Source organism: Rubrivirga halophila, from assembly GCF_046845755.1.
Classification (GTDB): Bacteria; Bacteroidota; Rhodothermia; order Rhodothermales; family Rubricoccaceae; genus Rubrivirga.
Genome location: NZ_CP177357.1, coordinates 317647 through 335437, shown reverse-complemented (window position 1 = coordinate 335437; position 17791 = coordinate 317647). Strand labels below are relative to the sequence as shown.

Below are 17791 nucleotides of genomic sequence, written 5' to 3'. Positions count from 1 at the left end.
GGCCGGGTATCTTCCCCGCCGACCGGCGCCGTCGCCCCCCGACCCGATGATAGACCGTCTCCGCGCCGAGTGGCAAGGCTTGCGGGCCACCGTCTCCGGCCTCTCCCCCGACGCCCGCCGCGCCGCGATTGTGCTGATCGCGGCGACGCTGCTGGTGCTGCTCCACCTCCAGATCGGCAACCGTCGGTTTTACACCGGAACGCTCGGCAACGCGCTCGGCTTCGACGACCCCGCGTTCGGCGCCTGGGCGTGGTGGTTCGGGATGCAGGGCGTGCTCGGCTTCGTCGTCCCGGCGCTGCTCCTGGTCGTCGGCTTCCGGTGGACGGCGGCGAAGGCCGGCCTCGGGCTCGGCGACTGGAAGCTGGCGACCGCGCTCGCACTCGGCTACCTCCCGCTCGTCGTCGTCGGCACGTGGGTGCTCTCCGACGGCGCCGGCTTCCAGGCGCAGTACCCCCACTTTTTCGGCGCCAAGGAGGACTGGGGGATCTTCCTCGCGTACGAGGCGCTGTTCCTGTTTTACTGGGTCGGCTGGGAGTACCTGTGGCGCGGGTTCGTGCTGTTCGGGACCGCGCCCGCCGTCGGGGCCCCCTTGGCGATCGTGATCCAGACCGTGCCGTTCGCGATTCTGCACGCCCAGAAGCCGGCGGCCGAGGCGTACCTGTCGGTGCTGGGCGGGCTGGCGCTCGGCGCGCTCGTGTGGCGCTGCCGGAGCTTCTGGATCGCCGTCCCCATCCACGCCGCCCAGATGCTGGCGCTGGATTTCTTCGCGACGCTCCGCCACCGCACGGGTGCCAGCGGGATCGGCTGGGAGGCGCTGATGACCGCGTTCGGGGGCTAGCGGCCGATCTCCGGGACGGAGAGCCCTCGGCAGATCTTCCGCGCTAGCACGTTCGGGATCTCCGTGTGCCGTGGGACGGCCTCGACGGCGCCCGTCGCCGGGTTCGTCCACAGCTCGTGGCTCCGTCCCTGACGCTTGAGGTGGCAGCCAAAGCGCCGGAGGTGCTTGAGGAGCGCCCGCTGCTTCACGCCGCCACGCGGACCGTCGTCTGTTCGGCGTCGTCGGGGACCCCTCGCAAGCCGTCCTCGCGGCGGTCGGCTAGGATCAGCGCGATGGCTTCCGACAAGCTTGCGAGCGCCTCGTCACGCGTGCGCCCCTGCCCGTTCGCCCCGGGGACCTCGGGCGCGTAGGCGACGACCCACTCCCCGTCTTGCTCGACGACAGCTGCGAACTCATGCTGCATGGCGTTCCCTGTGGTGAACCCGTTTCACGCTTGCGCCTGCCAGAGGGTCCGCCCGTCAGAGCCCGAGGCGGACGGTCGCGAGGTGCATCAGGGCCGAGCCGAAGGGCTCGACGACGACGGCGTAGTCGACGCGCAGGTCCAGCTCGCCGATGCGCTGCTCCAGGCCGAAGCCCGCCGACGGGCGGAGCTCGCCGACCTCGCCGGCGCCGATCCGGTCGACCCCGCCGCGCACGGCGAACCCGTCCGTCAGCCACAGCTCGCCGCCGACGCGGCCGGTCACGCCCGCGATGCGGAACTCGAGCGTCGTGTCGCGCGCGGCGGCCGACGTGCCGACGATGCGGATGCCGGAGGGGCGGATCGCGTCGCGCGGCTGGACCGCCAGCTCGGCCTCGGCGGCGACTGTGAACCGGGGCCGCTCGCCGACGGCGCCGGCGGCGTACGCCAGCCCGCCCCGGACGCGCGTCGGGAAGTAGTCGGTCACCGACGCGAGCTGCGAGCCGGTCGAGCTCCACTCGTAGCGCGCGAACAGGTCGTCGACGGCCAGCCCCGCGGACAGGCGCTGCGAGAGCTGGACGGACGTGCCCAGCGCGATGCCGATGGCCGTCGGGGCCCGGACGCCCTCGAACAGCTCGTTGCGATACAGCCGCAGGCCGACGCCGGCCGAGACGCGCGACGAGAGCTGCGTGCCGAACGTGGCGAAAAAGGCGTACTCGTCGGTCCGCAGCGTGCCGTCCTCGTTCTGGCCGTCGGTCGGCACGCCGCTCGCGTCGCGCCCGTCGATGTTGTCGACGCCGCCGTGGACGACGCCCGCGGCGATGCCCGAGCGCGGCTCCAGCGGCGCGGCCACCTGGACGGTCTCCAGCGAGCGGTCGAACGCGAGTGCGCCGGCCGACAGCTCGACACCCTGGGCGGGCTGGAACGGCGCGAGCGCCGGGTTCAAAAAGGGGCTCGCGTAGCCCGACCGGTCGGCAACCTGGGCCGGGAACGCGGCCGACCGCGCGCCCATCGCGATCCGCGCGAACGCGCCCGCGTCCTGCGCCGAGGCGCCCGGAGCGAACAGCCCGGCGAGCAGCGCCAGCGCCAGCACGGAGCGCATCGGGCCCCAGGCCGCGAGCTCTCGGCCAGCGCCCGTCGTCCGTCGTCCGTCGTCTGTGGTCCGGCCTCTCATTGAATCACCAGGATGCGGCCGGAGAACCGCTCCCCGGCGGCCTCGACGGTGTAGATGTAGACGCCGTTCGCGACGCGCAGGCCGTCGTCGGTCTGGCCGTCCCAGAACACCTCGTTGGGGCCCGACGGGCGGCCCGGCGCGTCGAGCGTGCGGACCAAGTTCATGGCCTGGTCGAAGACGCGGATCGTCACGTCCGAACCGGAGGCGAGGTCGAGGCGCACCCGGAGGTCGCCGTTGCGGGGGTTGAACGGGTTGGGGTAGGCGTAGACGTCGACCGTCCGGTCGCCGTCGGCGCTGGCGCCCGGCCGTACGTCGGCGCGGAACAGCTCCCACGTCCGCGCGCCGTCGGTGCTCTTGAGCAGGCCGCTGGCCGTCCCGACCCAGACCGCGCCGGGCGTCGTGGCGACCGCGCTCGTCCGGGCGTTCGCGAGGGGGAGCGGCGTGCCGTCGGGGCGGCGGAAGGTGCGGACCACGCGCCACGTGGCGCCGTCGTCGTCGGAGACGTAGAGGCCCTCCGAGGTGGCCGCGTAGGCGCGGACCTCGTCGAAGGCGAGGTCGATCACGTCGACGCCCAGCAGGACGGTCTCGAAGATCGGCCGGCCGTCGGCGTCGTCGCCGCGCCAGACCGCGATGCCGGGCTCCTCTTCGGCGCTCGTAAAGCGGTTGCCCGAGTTGACGCACGCCGCCCAGACCTCGTCCGGGGCACCGGCGATCGGCCGCGTCTCGAGCGCGAACACCCAGTTGGCCGGCAGCGCGCCGCCGATGGGCGCGTCGGTGTAGCGGACCCAGGCGGGGTCGTCGGAGCCCGGGAGGCGGACCGAGCGGTTGAGCCCACCGAGCGTCCCCACCCACACCGTCCCCGACTCGTGGACCACGACCGAGTAGGCCACGAAGTTGGTCGAGAAGTCGGACAGGACGGGCTGGTCCGGGTCGCCGTCGACGAAGCCGAGCGGCTGGCGGAGGTCGGGCGAGTAGACGAAGTCGTAGGGCTCGCGGGGGTCGAGCACCTGCAACGTGTCCGGCGGCAGGACGACGCGCTGCCACGTGGCGCCGTCGTCGGTGCTGCGGCGCAGGCCCGCAAGCAGCGACGCCGAGTACAGCGTGTCGGCGCCGGGCGACCACGCGAGGTCGAGGGGCGCCGTGCCCTGGGCGATCGTCACCGGGATGGCGGGCAGCGTCGAGATGCCGTAGCGGACCGTCGAGTCGCGGCTCTGGTCGAGGGCCGGGAAGCGGTACGTGTAGCTCTGGCCGCCGTTCGTGGAAACCGCGTACCCGGCGGCCGTCGCCGGCGGCTGGTCCGCGTCGGCGGTCGTGTCGTTGAACCCGAGCCCGACGGCGACTCGGTCGGCACGGGCCTCGATGGTGAAGGCGCGGGCATCGAGCGCCGTCTGGGGGTCGAACGCCGGGTCACGGCCGGGGACCGTAACGACGCCGTTCGGGGCGATCTCGACGAGCCGCGGGCCCGCCCGGAGGACGCCGTCCTCGGCATCGAGCACGAACACGCCCGTGCGGGCGCCCTCGGGCAAGAGCGTGACCGGCCCGGAGCCCGTCTCGACGGTCTGGGCGCTCGCGACCGTCGCGAGCGCCGCCAGCAGGAAGAGGGCGCGCATCATCGGACCGTAAACGAGAAGGGGGTCGGGGCGCTCTCGGCGCCGTAGCGGTCGACGGCGATCACCTCGAGGTCGTAGCGGCCGGGCTCGAACCCGGCGTCGATGGGGATGGCGGCCGTGTAGACGCCGTCGCCCTCGACCGCGTCGTCGCCCTGGCCGTTCGCGCCGGGGCCGTCGTCGAAGAGCCGCCCGATGACGCCGCCGCCGTCCGCCAGCCGGGCGAACACGAGGCGCACGTTGGCCCGGCCGTCGGGGTCGGTGACCGTCGCGATCAGGGGCACGTCGACCGTCGCCGCCGCGCCCCGCGCGTCGGGCGAGGGCCGCGTGACGGGCGCGGGCTCGTTGACGGCGACCGACGGCGCGCCGAGGTTCTCGGCCGTAAAGCGGAGAAGGGCGGCGGCCTGGTCGCCCGCTCGGCCGTCGGCGCCCTCCGTCAGCACGGTGACACTGTAGTCGCCAATCGCCCCGCGCGGGAGCGTGATCGGGGCCTCGACGGTGAACGCGCCGGGCTCGACGGCGGCGCCGACGCGCGTCACCAGCGAGTCGGTCTCGGCGTAGCGGACGAGCACGGTCACCTCGACGGCCGCTTGGGCCTCGACCGTCCCGACGACCGCGAGCGGGATCGTGGCGACCGGCGCGGGGCCTGCGAGCGCCACGTCGACGGGCGTGACGGCGACCTCGGCAAAGACGGGCCGCGCGGTCGAGTCGGCGAACCCGGGCGCGGCGTCGCACGCGGCCAGCGCGAGCACCAGAAGGACGGCCGCGACGGGCCGGAGAGCTACGGACATGCGGAGGGAGATCGGCGGCGTAGCGGTCCGGCGGGGTCGAGCGGGGGTCTGGCGAGCGGGGTCCCGAACCTACCGCCAGTCCGGGCGCCGGGGACAGCCCCCGATATGGAGGGCCCAAGGTTTCACCCTACCCGCCCCGCGCCGAGGCAGCCGGGAATCATCCGCTTAGACTCCGTAAAACTGGATCGGCTGGAACGAGAAGCACAGCAGGAAAATCAGGACGCACAGCCAGCCAAGGACCTTGCGGCCCGGCGTCAGCGGCTCCGCGCGGAGCACCGGCGGGTGGTCGACGCGGATCACGAACAGGATCATCGCGATCCAGAACAGCCAGCCCGTCCACTCGACGCGGACCGCCAGCCCGGGCAGCGCCAGCACGACGAGCGCCGTCAGCGCGGTCCCGACGGCGACGCCGAGCCCGATCAGCCGGTACTCGGGCCCGAGCAGCCGCGCCAGCGCGAGCGCGTAGACCAGGGCGACGACCGCCCACAGCGTCCACGACGGCATCCACGCCAAGTCGAGCGCGAGCCCGATGGTGCCCGAGACCAGCAGCAGCAGCGTCGCCACGCGCGCCACGACGCGGTGGACGGCGGGCCCGAACAGCGCGTACACGACGTGCCCGCCGTCGAGCTGGCCGACCGGCAGCAGGTTGAGGGCGGTAAAAAAGAGCCCCAGCCACCCCGCCAGCAAGAGGGGGTAGTGGACGATCTCGTCGCCCGAGACGCGGAGGTCGCCGAGCCCGTTGAGCAGGCCGAACAGGACGGTGTCGCCAAAGACGAGCGCCGTCGTGCCGGGCGCGACGCCGTCGGGGTCGAATGTCGGGAACGCACCCGTGGCCTGGATCGCGGCGACCACGTCCTCGTGCCCGGCGACGCCCAGGAGGTACTCGGCGGGGGGCTGGAGAATAGCCGCCAGCACCAGCACGCCGACGGCGACCACGAAGCCGGCGAGCGGACCTGCCGCGCCGATGTCGAACAGCTGGCGCGTGCGGCGCAGCGGCTCCTTGATGCGGATGACGGCGCCGAACGTCCCCAACGTGCCCGGCAAGGGGATCGGGATGAAGTACGGGAGCGAGACGCGCGTCTTGAGCAGCCGCGCGGCCGTGTAGTGGCCGAACTCGTGGACCGTCAGGAAGAGCAGGAACGGGACGGCGTACATCAGCCCGTCGCGCAGGAACGTCGGGTCGACCAGGAGCGCCAGCTCGACGGGCCAGCCGGCCACGAGCGGGCCCCACAGCGCGCTCCGCCCCACCAGCAGGCCCCCGCACCAGACGCACGAGACAAACGTGGCGGCGAACAAGCCGAGATGGAGCCCGACGCGGTCTTGGTCAGGCGCGGGCGGCTCGTAGTCGGTCAGCACGCTGCCACCGCCGGGGGGGTCGGCGTCGCCGACGATCCAGCCGTGCGGGCGCTCGGGGGGGGTCTCCACAGGGCGTCTCGGGGGGGTGCGGGGGTACGCGGCCCGGCGACCGGGGTTCGTGGGGCGGCCTCCGCCCAAGACGTCAGTGTCCCGCGGGGCTGGCGGCATGTCCCGGGTTGCGCCAGGAATGCCCCTCACCCTGTCCCTCACCCGACGGGAGAGGGGACGTCATAGGCGTTGCGTGCGCTTCGCCATCTCCGCCCATCCAGATCACGTTCCCTCTCCTTGGGGAGAGGGACAGGGTGAGGGGTCGGGAGACGGCTGTGTTGGGTCGCCTCTAGCCCAGCGCGGCGATGCCGGCCGCGAACCGGTCGCAGCCGTCCACGAGGGTGTCCATGCCGGCCGCGTACGAGATCCGCACGCCCGCGTCCGAGCCGAACGCCTCGCCGGGCACGATCGCCAAGCCCTGCGCATCGAGGAGGTACGAGCACAGGTCGACGCTCCCGGCGATCGTGTCGCCGTCGGGCGTGGTCCGGCCGTAGACCGCCGACACGTCGGGGAAGAGGTAGAACGCGCCGTCGGGCGTCGGGCACGTCACGCCGTCGATGGCGCGCAAGCGGGCGAGCACGGCGTCGCGGCGCTGGTGGAAGGCGGCCACCATCTCGGCGACCGGCTCGGGCCCCATCGTGAACGCCGCCAGCGCCGCGTACTGCGACAGCGACGACGGGCCGCTCGTGAGCTGGCTCTGGATCTTGGCCGTGGCGCCGGCCCACCACGGCGGCGCGGCGAGGTAGCCAAGGCGCCAGCCGGTCATGGCGTACGCCTTCGAGAACCCGTTGACGGTCGCCGTCCGCTCGGCCATCCCGTCGAGCGACGCGAACGACGCGGCGGGCACGCCGAAGACCACGTGCTCGTAGATCTCGTCCGACACGACCAACAGGCGCGGGTGCGCGCGGACGACGGCCGCGATCGCCTCGAGCTCGCCGGGCGTGTAGACGGCGCCGGTCGGGTTCGACGGGCTGTTGAGGATCAGCACGCGCGAGCGGTCGGTCAGCGCCGCCGCGAGCTGGTCGGGCGTGATCTTGTAGCCGGCCGCCGAGCCGGCTGGGACGATCACGGGCGTGGCGCTCGCGAGCCGGGCCATCTCGGGGTAGCTCACCCAGTACGGCGCCGGGATCACGACCTCGTCGCCGGGCGCGCAGACGGCCAGGATGGCCTGGGCGACCGACTGCTTGGCGCCGTTCGAGCAGATCACCTGCGCCATCTCCACGTCGAGCCCGTTGTCGTCACGGAGCTTGGCGGCGATCGCCTCGCGGAGCTCGGGGATGCCGGGGTTCGGGGTGTAGTGGAACCGCTCGTCGCGGAGCGCCTGGTGGCCGGCCTCGACGATCGGCGCGGGCGTGGGGAAGTCGGGCTCGCCGGCCGACAGCGCGACGATATCGCGGCCCTCGCGGCGGAGCGCGGCGGCGCGGCCCGAGATCGCCAGCGTCGCCGACGGCTGCATGGCCGCGACGGCCGGGCTGAGGGTCTCGAGGGCGGCGGGCATGGCGACGTCGGGGGGGAGCGGCCGCAAGCTAGAGCGGTCTCCGGGTCGCGGGGATGGGTTCTCCGCGCGGGCTGCCCGTGTCGGTCGTCGGTCGTCGGTAGATGCTGGCGCCAGCGGTCGGGCGTTCGTGGTTGCCCCTCACCCTGGCTGCGCCGACGCTGCGCGTTGTCCCTCGCTCACAGGGAAAGGGGGACGTCGCAGGCGAGGCTCGCGCAAGTCGAGGGATGCTGGCGACGGACTCGCCCCTTTCCCCTTTCCCACTAAAAGTTGTACGCGAACCCGAGCCAAGGGAGAAACGGGATACCCTCGTCGGCCAGCTCGGGGATCACGAAGGCCGCCACGTCGGCCGCGAGCTGCTCGCCGAAAAAGCGGACGCCGAGCGAAAACATCGTCGTCGTCTCGGTCTCGGCCGTCGTGGCGCACGGGCCGCCGTCGCGCGGGCAGTCGTAGCGCGTGTTCGGCGTCAGGAACAGGTAGTTCTCGCTGAGCAGCTTGATGCTGCCGGACAGCTGGCGCTCGCCGCCCACCATCACCACGCCCACGCCGCCGTCCGCGTCGGCCGTGCCGAAGGCGAACCCGTAGCCGACGCCGGCCGAGACCGCGTTCTCCGACGGCCCCAGCGTGCCGACGCCGTAGAGCAGGGCCACGCCGCCCACCTCGTCGACGCCCGACCCGACGGGCACCACGCCGATCCCGCCGAGCGCGACCGACGACGTCCCCGAGTCCACCAGCGTCACCTTCGGGGCGGCGTAGACGAGCTGGAACTCGAACGTCGGGAACAGGCTGACGCCCCCGGCGGCCGTGACGCCCCCGCCCATCCCGCCCGCGACGAACGGGAAGAAGACCTGGTAGTCGGCCACATACCCGCTCCCCTGAGGGACCGCGCGGCCGGTCGGGGCGAAGAGCAGGCGCGTCCGGTTGGGGTCGGTGCGGACGGGCCGGCCGCCAACCAGCCGTCCGGCGAACGGCTCGCGCGAGCGGATCCGGGCCGTCTCGATGGTGACGCGCGCCGAGCCGGTGTCGAGCGTCAGCGTGTCGGCGGTCTCTGCGACGATGCGGCCGGTAAAGCGCGTCCCGTCGTCGAGCACGACGACCACGAGCGCCGAGTCGGCGGCGCTGGCGGCGGGCCCCGGGGCGACGACGACCGGGCGGGGCGTCTGGGCGGACGCCGCCGCGGCGACGATCAGAAACAGGACGAGGGCGCGCATGGACGGACAGATGGGGGCACAGAAACGTACCGACCCGGCGTGCGCGCTTGTGGTACGATCGGACTAGTCCAGCGCCGCCAGCGCCTCGGCCACGACCGGCGGCACGAACGAGGTCACGTCGCCGCCCCAGTGGTGGATGTCGCGTACGATGGACGAGGCCACGAACGCATTCGCCTCGCCGGGCACGACGAAGACGGTCTGGAGATTGGGCGCCAGCCGCCGGTTCGCGTGCGCCATCCGCATCTCGTAGTCGAAGTCGCTGACCTGCCGGAGCCCGCGCACGAGCGCCGTCGCCCCGCTCGCGAGGGCGTGGTCGACCAAGAGCCCCTCGAAGGCCGTGACCGTCACCCGGTCGTGCCCGTCGAGCCCGACGACGGAGGCCTGCACGAGCCCCACGCGGTCGGCCAGCGGCAGCAGCGTCCGCTTGTCGGCGTTGACGGCGACCGTCACCTCGACGCGCGCGAACAGCACCAGCGCCCGCTCGATCACGTCGAGGTGGCCGTTCGTGACGGGGTCGAACGTGCCGGGGTACAGGGCGAGGGTGTCCATGGGGGACTGGGGACTGGGGACTGGGGACTGGGGAAGATGAGTCTTCCCGGCGGGCACTGCAATTGCGGAGGCCGGGGCTGCGCCGGCGGTCACCTCTCCCCTACCCCTCGAACACGCTGATCACGGTGTTGCCGTAGGCGCGGGTCAGGACCAGGCCCAGGGCGTCGTTGAAGGCGTGGCGGCGGTCGTGCTCGATCACCATCAGCCCGTCAGGCGCCAGCAGCGGTCGTAGGCGGTCGGGCAGCGCCGCCAGCTCGGCGAGCGCATACGGCGGGTCGGCCACGACGAGGTCGAACGGGCCCGCCGCCCGGCCCAGCCACCCCAGCGCGTCGGCCCTGGCGAAGGCGGCGCGGTCGACGACCTCCAGCTGGCGCGCATTCGCCCGGGCGACCGCGAGCGTGGGCCCGTGGCGCTCGACGAACGTGACGTGGGCGGCGCCCCGGCTGAGCGCCTCCAGCCCGAGCGCGCCACTGCCCGCGAAGAGGTCGAGCACGCGGGCGTCGCGGAGCTCCATCCGAGCGCCCAACAGGTTGAACAGCGCCTCACGGACGCGGTCCGTCGTCGGGCGCGTCCGGTCGCCTTTGGGCGCGTCGATCGTGCGCCGCGCCAGCGCCCCGCCGGTGATTCTCATCTCGACAGAGGGATGCGGGATGCGGGGCGGAGGGATGGGGGCGTCTTGGCCCAGGCCTCCATCCCGGCCTCCTCTCTCACCCCGCTTGCCCTCACAGCGCCGCGCCGACGACGGGACCGAAGGCGGCCAGCTCGGCGGGGTCGGCGGTCGGGCGGCGGGCGAACAGGGCGAACGGGTCGAGCCAGGCCCGCTCGCGGCCGACAAACTCGGCGGCCAGGCCCAGGCGCTCGTCCGTGGCGTCGTCGCCGTAGGCGAGGAAGCGGGCCACGTCGGCGGGCTCGACGCCGGCCTGCTGGAGGGCCGCGAGCGCGAAGTAGGCCGTGTCGGGGGCGGCCGTGCTGGGGCCGTGGCTGCCGAACCGGAACACGCCGTCGACGGCGACGGCGACCTCGGTGTGGCCGGCGAAGGCGCCCACGACGAGCGCGACGCCCGGCCCGCCGGCCGCGAGCGCGGCGGCGCGCGTCGAGTCGGCGAGGTCGTAGCCGCTGGCGCCGACGGCGTCGGCGAGCGCCGCGAGCCGGTCGTGGACGGCCTCCTCGACGTGGACCACGTGGTGCCACGCGTGGGCGCCCTCGGTGCGGACGGCGCGGGAGCGGACGCGGACGGGCTGGGTCGGCGCGAGGTCGGCCAGCAGCGCCGTCTCCTGGCGGAGCTGGCCGTCGCGGACGTCGTCGGGCAAGGCGGCCGGGAGGCGCGAAAAGAAGCTCGTGGTCGCCGTCGGGTGCGCGGCGACGACGAGCGTCTCGACGGCCGCCCCGGCGAAGCCGGCCGCGAGCGCCTCGGCGACGGCCGCGAGCGCCGCCGGGTCGCCGGTCTCGAAGACGGCCGCCTCCACATCGAGCGCGAAGTCGGCCGCGCCGAGCCGGCGCAGCCCGCCGTCGACCTCCGCGTAGCGGAGGGTCCGGCCGCTGAGTCCGGCGACGGCGACCGGGGTCATCGCGCTACTCCCAGGAGGCGGCGTTGCGGAGCGCCGGGTTCGGGCTGCGCGAGCCGATCGAGTCGGCCTCCATGTCGGGGTCGGCGAGCCAGTAGATCTGGACGCCCGTCGTGTCCTCGACGACCTCGTAGAGGAACGGGCGGCCCGAGCGCGTCGCCATGCCGAGCGAGTCGGCGGAGGGCGCACGCAGGCGGTCCTCCTCGGCGCCGGCCTGGGCCGCGAACACGGAGTCGTTGCGGGCGAAGAGGACCAGCGAGTCGAGCGAGGAGGGGTAGACCCCGAGGGAGTCGCGGTACGAGATGAGGGCCGTCCGGACGTCGGACATCCGCTCGCGGGCGACGTCGGTGTCGTACTGCGCGGCGGCGGCGCGCTGGGCGGGCACGACGGTCACGAAGTAGAGGACCCCGACGAGGGCGAGGATGAGGAGGCCGAGAAGGGCTCGGATCGCGAGGTCGGAACCGCTGGCGCCGGTTGTGGCCATCGGGAGGCGGGGTGGGCGAGAGAGAGGGGGCGAGCCGGCACGCGCCGGGCCCGCAACGTACCCCCGCCGCGCGCACGTTGGCAAGGCGCCGGCCGCGCGCCGGCCGCGCGTAGGTTGGCTGCGCGCCGCCCCTCCTCCCACTCGTGACCCAGCTCAGCGTCAACCTCAACAAGGCCGCGCTCATGCGGAACGCCCGCGGCGGGGGCCGCCCGGACGTGGGTCGGCTGGCGGCCGTCGCCGTCGAGGCCGGGGCCGTCGGCGTGACGCTCCACCCGCGGCCGGACGGGCGGCACGCCCGCGCCGACGACGTGGCGGCGCTCGCCGCGTGGGCGCCCGGCGCCGGCGCCGAGCTCAACGTCGAGGGCAACCCGTTCGCTGGGCCGGGCACGACGGGCGGCTACGCCTTCCCGGGCTTCCTCGAGATCGTCCGCGCCGCGCGCCCGACGCAGGCCACGCTCGTCCCCGACGCGGCGGGCCAGCTCACCAGCGACCACGGCTGGGACCTCGCCCGCGACGGCGGCCGGCTGGCGCCCGTCGTCGCCGAGCTCCGGGCGCTGGGGTGCCGCGTGAGCCTGTTCGTCGAGCCCGAGCCCGCGACGGTCCGCGCCGCCGCCGCCGTCGGGGCCGACCGCGTCGAGCTGTACACGGGCCCGTTCGCCTGGGCGCACGCCGGCGGCGACGCCGGCGCCGAGCTGGCCCGCCACGCGGCCGCCGCGGCGGCCGCCACCGACGCCGGGCTGGTCGTCAACGCCGGGCACGACCTCGACCTGGGCAACCTGGGCGCCTACCTCGTCGCCGTGCCCGGCGTTGCCGAGGTGTCGATCGGGCAGGCCCTCCTCGCCGACGCGCTGCTGATGGGGCTGGGCCCCGCCGTGCGGGCCTACTGCGCCATCGCCGAGGAGGCGTAAGGGGCCCGTCAGGGCACGCCTCTACCGACCCCCGACGCGCCGGCGCGCGCGGGCGCCCGCCCTCTAGCGTGAGACGACGGAACGCCGACGTTCCATTCTTTCCGGCGGCTGTCCCGCTTTCGACCGGAAACATGCCCAAAGGGGGGCACCAAAGGCCGATCGTCCAAAAGCGGAACGGGTCTCGCAGGGGAGCGACGCGCACACCGCCCCCCCATGCAGCAGACCATCCTCGCTCTCGCCGCCATCCTGTCCTTCGCGTACCTCGCGATGGGCCGCCAGCGGCACGACCAGAGCGTCGACCGCCATGCCCAGGGCATCGAAGCCGAGCTGGCCGCCGTCGACGTGGCGCGGGGCCGCATGACGGCCATGGAGCGGCTCGCGTTCGACGAGGCCGACACCGGCAAGCGCGGCGTCCGCACCCGGCCCTCCGACCTCGCGCTCGGCCCCGACGACGACGAGACCGGCCCGGCCACCTACGACGACGTCGACGACTGGAACGCGGTGGCCCCCTGGACCGAGACGGTCCCCGTCGGGCTCGACTCCCTCCGGTTCCGGGTCCAAGTCGCCGTCCGATACGTCCGGGACACCGAGCCCACGGTCGAGTCGGCCGCCGCCACGCTGACCAAGGAGATCCGCGTGAGCGCCGTCGAGGTCCCCGACGGGGACATCGGCCGGGTGCCCGCCGAGGCGACGCTGACGCGCGTCGTGACCCCCGCCAGCGTCGCCAGCTACCTCCAGTAATGCAGTTCCTCATCGACCACCTGATCGCCATCGTCGTCGGCAGCGTGCTGCTCAGCGGGCTGCTGGTGCTGCAGCTGCGGGGCAACGACGCGGCCATCACGGCGACGGCGCAGTACCGCACCCAGATGTCGACGGGCAGCTTCGCGACGACGCTGGAGCGCGAGATCGAGAACATGCGGAGCCGGACCGAGACCGAGAACGCGTTCGCCGCCTCCGCCCTCCCTTCGCTGGGCGGGGGCGAGGCCTACCGCTTCCGGCTGCGCACGGCCGACGACGGCGAGGGCGGCGTCTACACGAGCCAGTTCTCCTTCCCCACCCTCACCGCCCCCGACGCCTTCGGCGCCTCGGCCATCATCATCGTCTCGTACCTCGTCGAGCCGACCGGCCAGACGACGACCGTCGACGGCCGCGAGCGGGCGCTCTACCGAGCGACACGGCACGAGTTCAGGCGCGGCGGCCCGGTCGTCTGGACCGACGTGATCGACGGGATCGTCGACTTCGACGTGACGATGTTCCCGACCGGCGGCCCGCCCGAGGGCGAACGTCAGAACGTGGGCGCGGACATGGCGACGGCCGAGACCCCGCCGCGCGTCCAGGTCGAGCTCCGCACCGCGCCGTCGTTCGGCGTCACGCGGACGGGCCAGGCCGCCACCTCGACGCGCCACGCGCGCTCCATCCGCATTCCGGCCGCCATGGCAGCGGCGCGGCCGACCGTGCCCGACGCCACGACGCCCGGTGGCATCCCACTCTTGCCCGGCGACCCAGGCGCGGCGGCGGCCCTCCCCGAGTCGGCCGCGCCCAGCGGCGGCGCGGGGGGCACCGGCGGCACGACGGGCGGCGGCACTGGCGGCACGACGGGCGGCGGCACTGGCAGCACGACGGGCGGCGGCACTGGCGGCACGACGGGCGGCGGCACGACGGGCGGTGGCACGACGGGCGGTGGCACGAGCACCGGCGGCACGACGGGCGGCGGCACGAGCACCGGCGGCACGACGGGCGGCGGCACGAGCACCGGCGGCACCGACACGGGCGGCACGGGCACCGGCGACACCGGCGGTGGCAGCACGAGTGGCGACGCCCCCCTCTACACCATCTGCCACGTGACCCCGAACAACCAGCAGACCCTGCGAGGCACCATCGCGCAACTGCTGTCTCACCGCGCACACAGCAACGACTACTTCGGCGCCTGCCGATAACGGCACCCTCCGACGGTCGATTCCCCGACGCCCCGGCGTCCCTTCCCCTACCCCCATGGGCCGACTCACTCTCATGCTCGTCATGGCCGCCGCGATCAGCGGCGCCGTGTTCACGATCAGCACGCGCGGCGCGATGTCCGACACCGACCGCGCCCACGCGGAGGGGCAGGCCGACGTGCTCGCCCGCGAGATCGCCGAGGCCGGCCAGAGCGTCGCGCTGACCCAGATGGTCGACGACGACGGGTTCATCGACCCGACGGCCGCGCTCGGCGACGCGCAGGACTACGAGGGCGGCCAGTTCCAGATCGAGTACTCCCCGGGCGCCACCGCGCCGGGCGTGCCCGTGACCGAGGCCACGGTCCGCGTGACGGGCACGTTCGGCGGCGCCATCCACACGGTCGAGAGCGAGTACCGGTTCGACCCGATGGACGCGCCCGGGCCGCTGTGGCTCGACGTGCCCCACGTCGTCTCGACGGTCGTCGGGAGCCCGACCATCTCGGGCACCGCCGACAACCACCCGGTCCACGTGGACCGCCGCAAGCACGACAACCTCAACCTGGAGGGCCTGGTCCCGCTGGCGGAGCTGACCGCCAACGCCGCCGCCGTCGCGGCGGCGGGCGGCAGCGCGCTCGCCATCCCCGAGGCCGCCGCCTGGACCGGCGATGACGGCCTGCTCGAAGACCTCAACGTGAGCGACGGCGAAGACCTCTACCAGCTCGCGGTCGCCGAGATGACGGCCGCCGACCGGACGCTGGCGGGCGACCAGCTCGTGACCGGGACCGAGACGTGGGGTAGCCGCCGCCAGGGCGACGACATCACGCACGTCGAGGGCAACCTGACGATCACCGGCCGCGTGAGCGGCCACGGGGCGCTCTTGGTGAACGGCGCGCTGAGCGTGCCGGCGGGCGGGACGCTCGACTGGGAGGGCCTCGTCGTGGTCCGCTCCGACGCGGACGTACTCCCGGTGTCGCTGCTCGGCCGCGTCACCGTCACGGGCATGCTGGTCGTCGCGCACCAGGCGTTCGCGCCGGGCGGCCACCTCGACGTGTCGGTCTACCGCGACGCGAATGGCATGAGCCCGTCGGCGCCGGGTGGCGACGTCACGGGCTCGCCGTGGGGCGGAGGCTACCCGTTCTTCCAGCACACCCACGCCTTCGACATCACGCCCTCCGCGACCCCGCGCGGCGACCAGGTGTTCTTCCGAGAAGGCGGGGCCAACGGGCGGCACGAGAACGAGACGCGGTTCGACGCCTTTATCGACTCGCTCGACCCCGACGAGCTCATCCAGATCCGGTTCGCGAACCCCAACGAGCACGGCTTCTCGACCTTCGGTCTCGACATCGACGGCGAGGACCCGATGGCGCGCGGGACGGTCCAGCGCGGGTTCGGGGCGTTCGCCCAGGCCACCGACCCGACGCTCTCGAAGCCGTTCCGCGCCGGCGACCTCCGCGACCTCGACCTCGACGTGCGCAGCTTGCGCGCGCTCCGGCAGTCGTTCGACGACCCGGCCGTGTGCGCCAGCTACCCCGTCTGCATCGGGTACGACTGGAACCGGCTCGGCTCGCTGGCCCTGCGCGTCCTCCGCGCCAGCGACGGCGCCCGGCTCTACGAGGCCTCGTTCTACTGGCACATGCGCCGCGACGAGGAGGAAGCGCACGAGGCCGAGGAGGCCGCCTGGCGCGCCCGCATCGCGGCCGGCGAGGCCTTCGGGACGACCCTGGCGATGGGCGGCGACGTGACGCTGACCTACGACATCGGCGAGATCTCGGAGCTCTCCGACAAGCTGGGCTTCGACGGCAACGAGGTGGTCCTCGTGTCGAGCCGCTCGCACCACGAGACGGCCGCCGAGGGCCGGGTGCCCGACGACGAGAACGAGATGGTCACGATCTGCCACGTCAACGGCGCGGGCACGGAAATCACGCGGAGGGTCAACAGCAACTCGCTCCCCTCGCACGCCACGCACCCTGGGGACTACCTCGGCGCGTGCGGGGCCGGTGGCGGCCCGATCGGCGGCGGCGGCGCGACCGGTGGCGACACCGGCGCAGACCCCGGCGGCGGCCTCGTCCCGATCTGCAACAAGCCCCGCCGTGGCAGCGACGACTGGTGGGACCGGAACGTCTCCGCGCTGGAGCTGCCGGACCACCTCGCCCACGGCTGCCTGGCCGGGACGTGCGCCCTGAACGCGAAGTCGACCGGCGACGACGACTAGGCGCGGTCTCCACCCGCCGAGCGGACCCCGGGGGGCGGGCGTGGCGTTGGCCGCGCCCGCCCCCGCCCGTATGGACCCCGACCTGACTCAGCCCTCCGACCCCGCTCCCGACGCACCGGCGGCCAACGCCGTGCCCGAGGCGGACCCCGCCGGCCGGCTCGTCTCGGCCGACGAGGCCGCCGCCGCGTACGGCGTCCCGATCCCCGAAGAGGCCGCCGGGCCCGCGCCGCACCGCAGCGGCTACGTGGCCATCGTCGGGGCCCCCAACGTCGGCAAGTCGACGCTGCTCAACCGGTGGCTGGGGACCAAGCTGTCCATCGTGTCGCCGCGGCCCTCGACGACGCGCAACCGCGTGCTGGGCATCCTGACCGAGGAGGCGACCGAGGCGCACGGCGGCTACCAGCTCGTCCTGCTCGACACGCCGGGCGTGGTCCGGCCGAAGTACCGGCTCCACCAGCACATGATGCGCGACGTGGACCGCTCGCTCGGCGACGCGGACGTGACCGTCCTGATGGCGGACGCAACCGAGCGGCGCCTGACGCACGACGCCCAGAACGCCGTCGAGCGCGTGGCGGCCGTGCACGGGCCCGTCCTGCTGGCGCTCAACAAGGTGGACAAGCTGGGGCTCGTCGACGCGGCCCTCCCGCTCGTCGAGGTCTACACCGAGGCGCTCGGCCGCGCGCCCGACGCCGTCGTGCCAATCTCGGCCAAGACGGGCCTGGGCACGGACGCGCTACTAGACCTCGTGCTGGAGCGCGTCCCGCCCGGCCCGCCGTACTACCCGGCCGACCAGCTCTCGGAGCACCCCGAGCGGTTCTTTATCGCCGAGATCGTCCGCGAGGCCGTCTTCAACCAGTTCCGCGACGAGGTCCCGTACGCCACCCAGGTCGTCGTCGTGACGTACCAGGAGCGGCCCGACGGCAAGGACTTCGTGGCGTGCGACATCGTCGTCGAACGGGACTCGCAGAAGGCGATCCTGATCGGGAAGGGCGGCGCGGCGCTCAAGCGGCTCGGGCGGTCGGCGCGCGAGGAGATGGAGGCGTTCCTGGGCCGCGGGGTCTTCTTGCAGCTCTTCGTCAAGACGCGGGCCGACTGGCGCGACCGCGAGGGCCACCTCCGCGAGTACGGCTTCGGGAAGTAGCCGGGCGCTCTGCGGGCCAGACGACGATGCCCCCCCCAGGGGGGGTGGGGGCCGCCAGCGGGCGGGCTTGCGCCAGCACGT

18 protein-coding genes are annotated in these 17791 nt (G+C 74.0%); 6 read left to right on the top strand and 12 right to left on the bottom strand.

Annotated elements, in window-relative coordinates; genetic code table 11:
* Nucleotides 1-46 precede the first annotated feature (46 nt).
* On the top strand, nucleotides 47-838 hold the full coding sequence (locus ACLIRP_RS01420) for a CPBP family intramembrane glutamic endopeptidase (protein WP_412062169.1): 792 nt from the start codon (nucleotides 47-49) through the stop codon (nucleotides 836-838).
* On the opposite strand, the gene ACLIRP_RS01415 is transcribed toward ACLIRP_RS01420, so the two are convergent.
* From ACLIRP_RS01415 to ACLIRP_RS01360, 12 genes are all read right to left on the bottom strand, one after another.
* On the bottom strand, nucleotides 835-1026 hold the full coding sequence (locus ACLIRP_RS01415) for a type II toxin-antitoxin system HicA family toxin (RefSeq protein WP_412062168.1): 192 nt from the start codon (nucleotides 1024-1026) through the stop codon (nucleotides 835-837). The genes ACLIRP_RS01420 and ACLIRP_RS01415 overlap by 4 nt on opposite strands.
* Nucleotides 1023-1241 carry a type II toxin-antitoxin system HicB family antitoxin gene (locus ACLIRP_RS01410; RefSeq protein WP_412062167.1) on the bottom strand — a complete coding sequence of 73 codons (219 nt, stop codon included), beginning with the start codon at nucleotides 1239-1241 and terminating at the stop codon, nucleotides 1023-1025. The genes ACLIRP_RS01415 and ACLIRP_RS01410 overlap by 4 nt, the downstream gene beginning before the upstream one ends.
* Before the next feature lie 55 nt (nucleotides 1242-1296).
* Nucleotides 1297-2337 (bottom strand): hypothetical protein, encoded by a 1041-nt coding sequence (locus ACLIRP_RS01405; protein ID WP_412062166.1) that lies wholly within the window; start codon nucleotides 2335-2337, stop codon nucleotides 1297-1299.
* Nucleotides 2338-2405: 68 nt separating this feature from the next.
* Nucleotides 2406-4019, bottom strand: a complete 1614-nt coding sequence (locus tag ACLIRP_RS01400; RefSeq protein ID WP_412062165.1) for a FlgD immunoglobulin-like domain containing protein — start codon at nucleotides 4017-4019, stop codon at nucleotides 2406-2408.
* Nucleotides 4019-4807 (bottom strand): hypothetical protein, encoded by a 789-nt coding sequence (locus ACLIRP_RS01395; RefSeq protein WP_412062164.1) that lies wholly within the window; start codon nucleotides 4805-4807, stop codon nucleotides 4019-4021. The genes ACLIRP_RS01400 and ACLIRP_RS01395 overlap by 1 nt, the downstream gene beginning before the upstream one ends.
* Nucleotides 4808-4972: 165 nt before the next feature.
* The gene (locus ACLIRP_RS01390) at nucleotides 4973-6232 is read right to left on the bottom strand and encodes a site-2 protease family protein (protein ID WP_412062163.1); all 1260 of its coding nucleotides are present in this window, start codon (nucleotides 6230-6232) and stop codon (nucleotides 4973-4975) included.
* A 268-nt stretch (nucleotides 6233-6500) separates the two neighbouring features.
* Nucleotides 6501-7709, bottom strand: a complete 1209-nt coding sequence (locus ACLIRP_RS01385; protein ID WP_412062162.1) for a pyridoxal phosphate-dependent aminotransferase — start codon at nucleotides 7707-7709, stop codon at nucleotides 6501-6503.
* 260 nt (nucleotides 7710-7969) lie between these two features.
* Entirely contained in the window at nucleotides 7970-8917 is a 948-nt protein-coding gene (locus ACLIRP_RS01380; RefSeq protein ID WP_412062161.1) for a hypothetical protein, read from the bottom strand.
* Between the two features lie 63 nt (nucleotides 8918-8980).
* A complete protein-coding gene (gene coaD / locus ACLIRP_RS01375; protein ID WP_412062160.1) occupies nucleotides 8981-9466 on the bottom strand; it encodes a pantetheine-phosphate adenylyltransferase in 486 nt (161 codons plus the stop codon).
* 100 nt (nucleotides 9467-9566) lie between these two features.
* Nucleotides 9567-10097, bottom strand: coding sequence for a 16S rRNA (guanine(966)-N(2))-methyltransferase RsmD (gene rsmD / locus ACLIRP_RS01370; RefSeq protein ID WP_412062159.1), 531 nt, complete (start codon nucleotides 10095-10097; stop codon nucleotides 9567-9569).
* A 91-nt stretch (nucleotides 10098-10188) separates the two neighbouring features.
* Nucleotides 10189-11034, bottom strand: a complete 846-nt coding sequence (locus ACLIRP_RS01365; protein ID WP_412062158.1) for a hypothetical protein — start codon at nucleotides 11032-11034, stop codon at nucleotides 10189-10191.
* 4 nt (nucleotides 11035-11038) lie between these two features.
* Entirely contained in the window at nucleotides 11039-11515 is a 477-nt protein-coding gene (locus ACLIRP_RS01360) for a hypothetical protein (RefSeq protein ID WP_412062157.1), read from the bottom strand.
* 182 nt (nucleotides 11516-11697) lie between these two features.
* On the opposite strand from ACLIRP_RS01360, the gene ACLIRP_RS01355 reads away from it, so the two are divergent.
* From ACLIRP_RS01355 to era, 5 genes are all read left to right on the top strand, one after another.
* Complete coding sequence (locus ACLIRP_RS01355; RefSeq protein WP_412063677.1) at nucleotides 11698-12423, top strand: pyridoxine 5'-phosphate synthase; 726 nt, start codon at nucleotides 11698-11700, stop codon at nucleotides 12421-12423.
* 213 nt (nucleotides 12424-12636) lie between these two features.
* The gene (locus ACLIRP_RS01350; RefSeq protein ID WP_412062156.1) at nucleotides 12637-13164 is read left to right on the top strand and encodes a hypothetical protein; all 528 of its coding nucleotides are present in this window, start codon (nucleotides 12637-12639) and stop codon (nucleotides 13162-13164) included.
* Nucleotides 13164-14360 (top strand): hypothetical protein, encoded by a 1197-nt coding sequence (locus ACLIRP_RS01345; RefSeq protein ID WP_412062155.1) that lies wholly within the window; start codon nucleotides 13164-13166, stop codon nucleotides 14358-14360. Before ACLIRP_RS01350 ends, ACLIRP_RS01345 begins: the two co-directional genes overlap by 1 nt.
* Nucleotides 14361-14415: 55 nt before the next feature.
* A complete protein-coding gene (locus ACLIRP_RS01340; protein WP_412062154.1) occupies nucleotides 14416-16569 on the top strand; it encodes a hypothetical protein in 2154 nt (717 codons plus the stop codon).
* A 70-nt stretch (nucleotides 16570-16639) separates the two neighbouring features.
* Nucleotides 16640-17710 (top strand): GTPase Era, encoded by a 1071-nt coding sequence (era, locus tag ACLIRP_RS01335; RefSeq protein ID WP_412062153.1) that lies wholly within the window; start codon nucleotides 16640-16642, stop codon nucleotides 17708-17710.
* Nucleotides 17711-17791 lie beyond the last annotated feature (81 nt).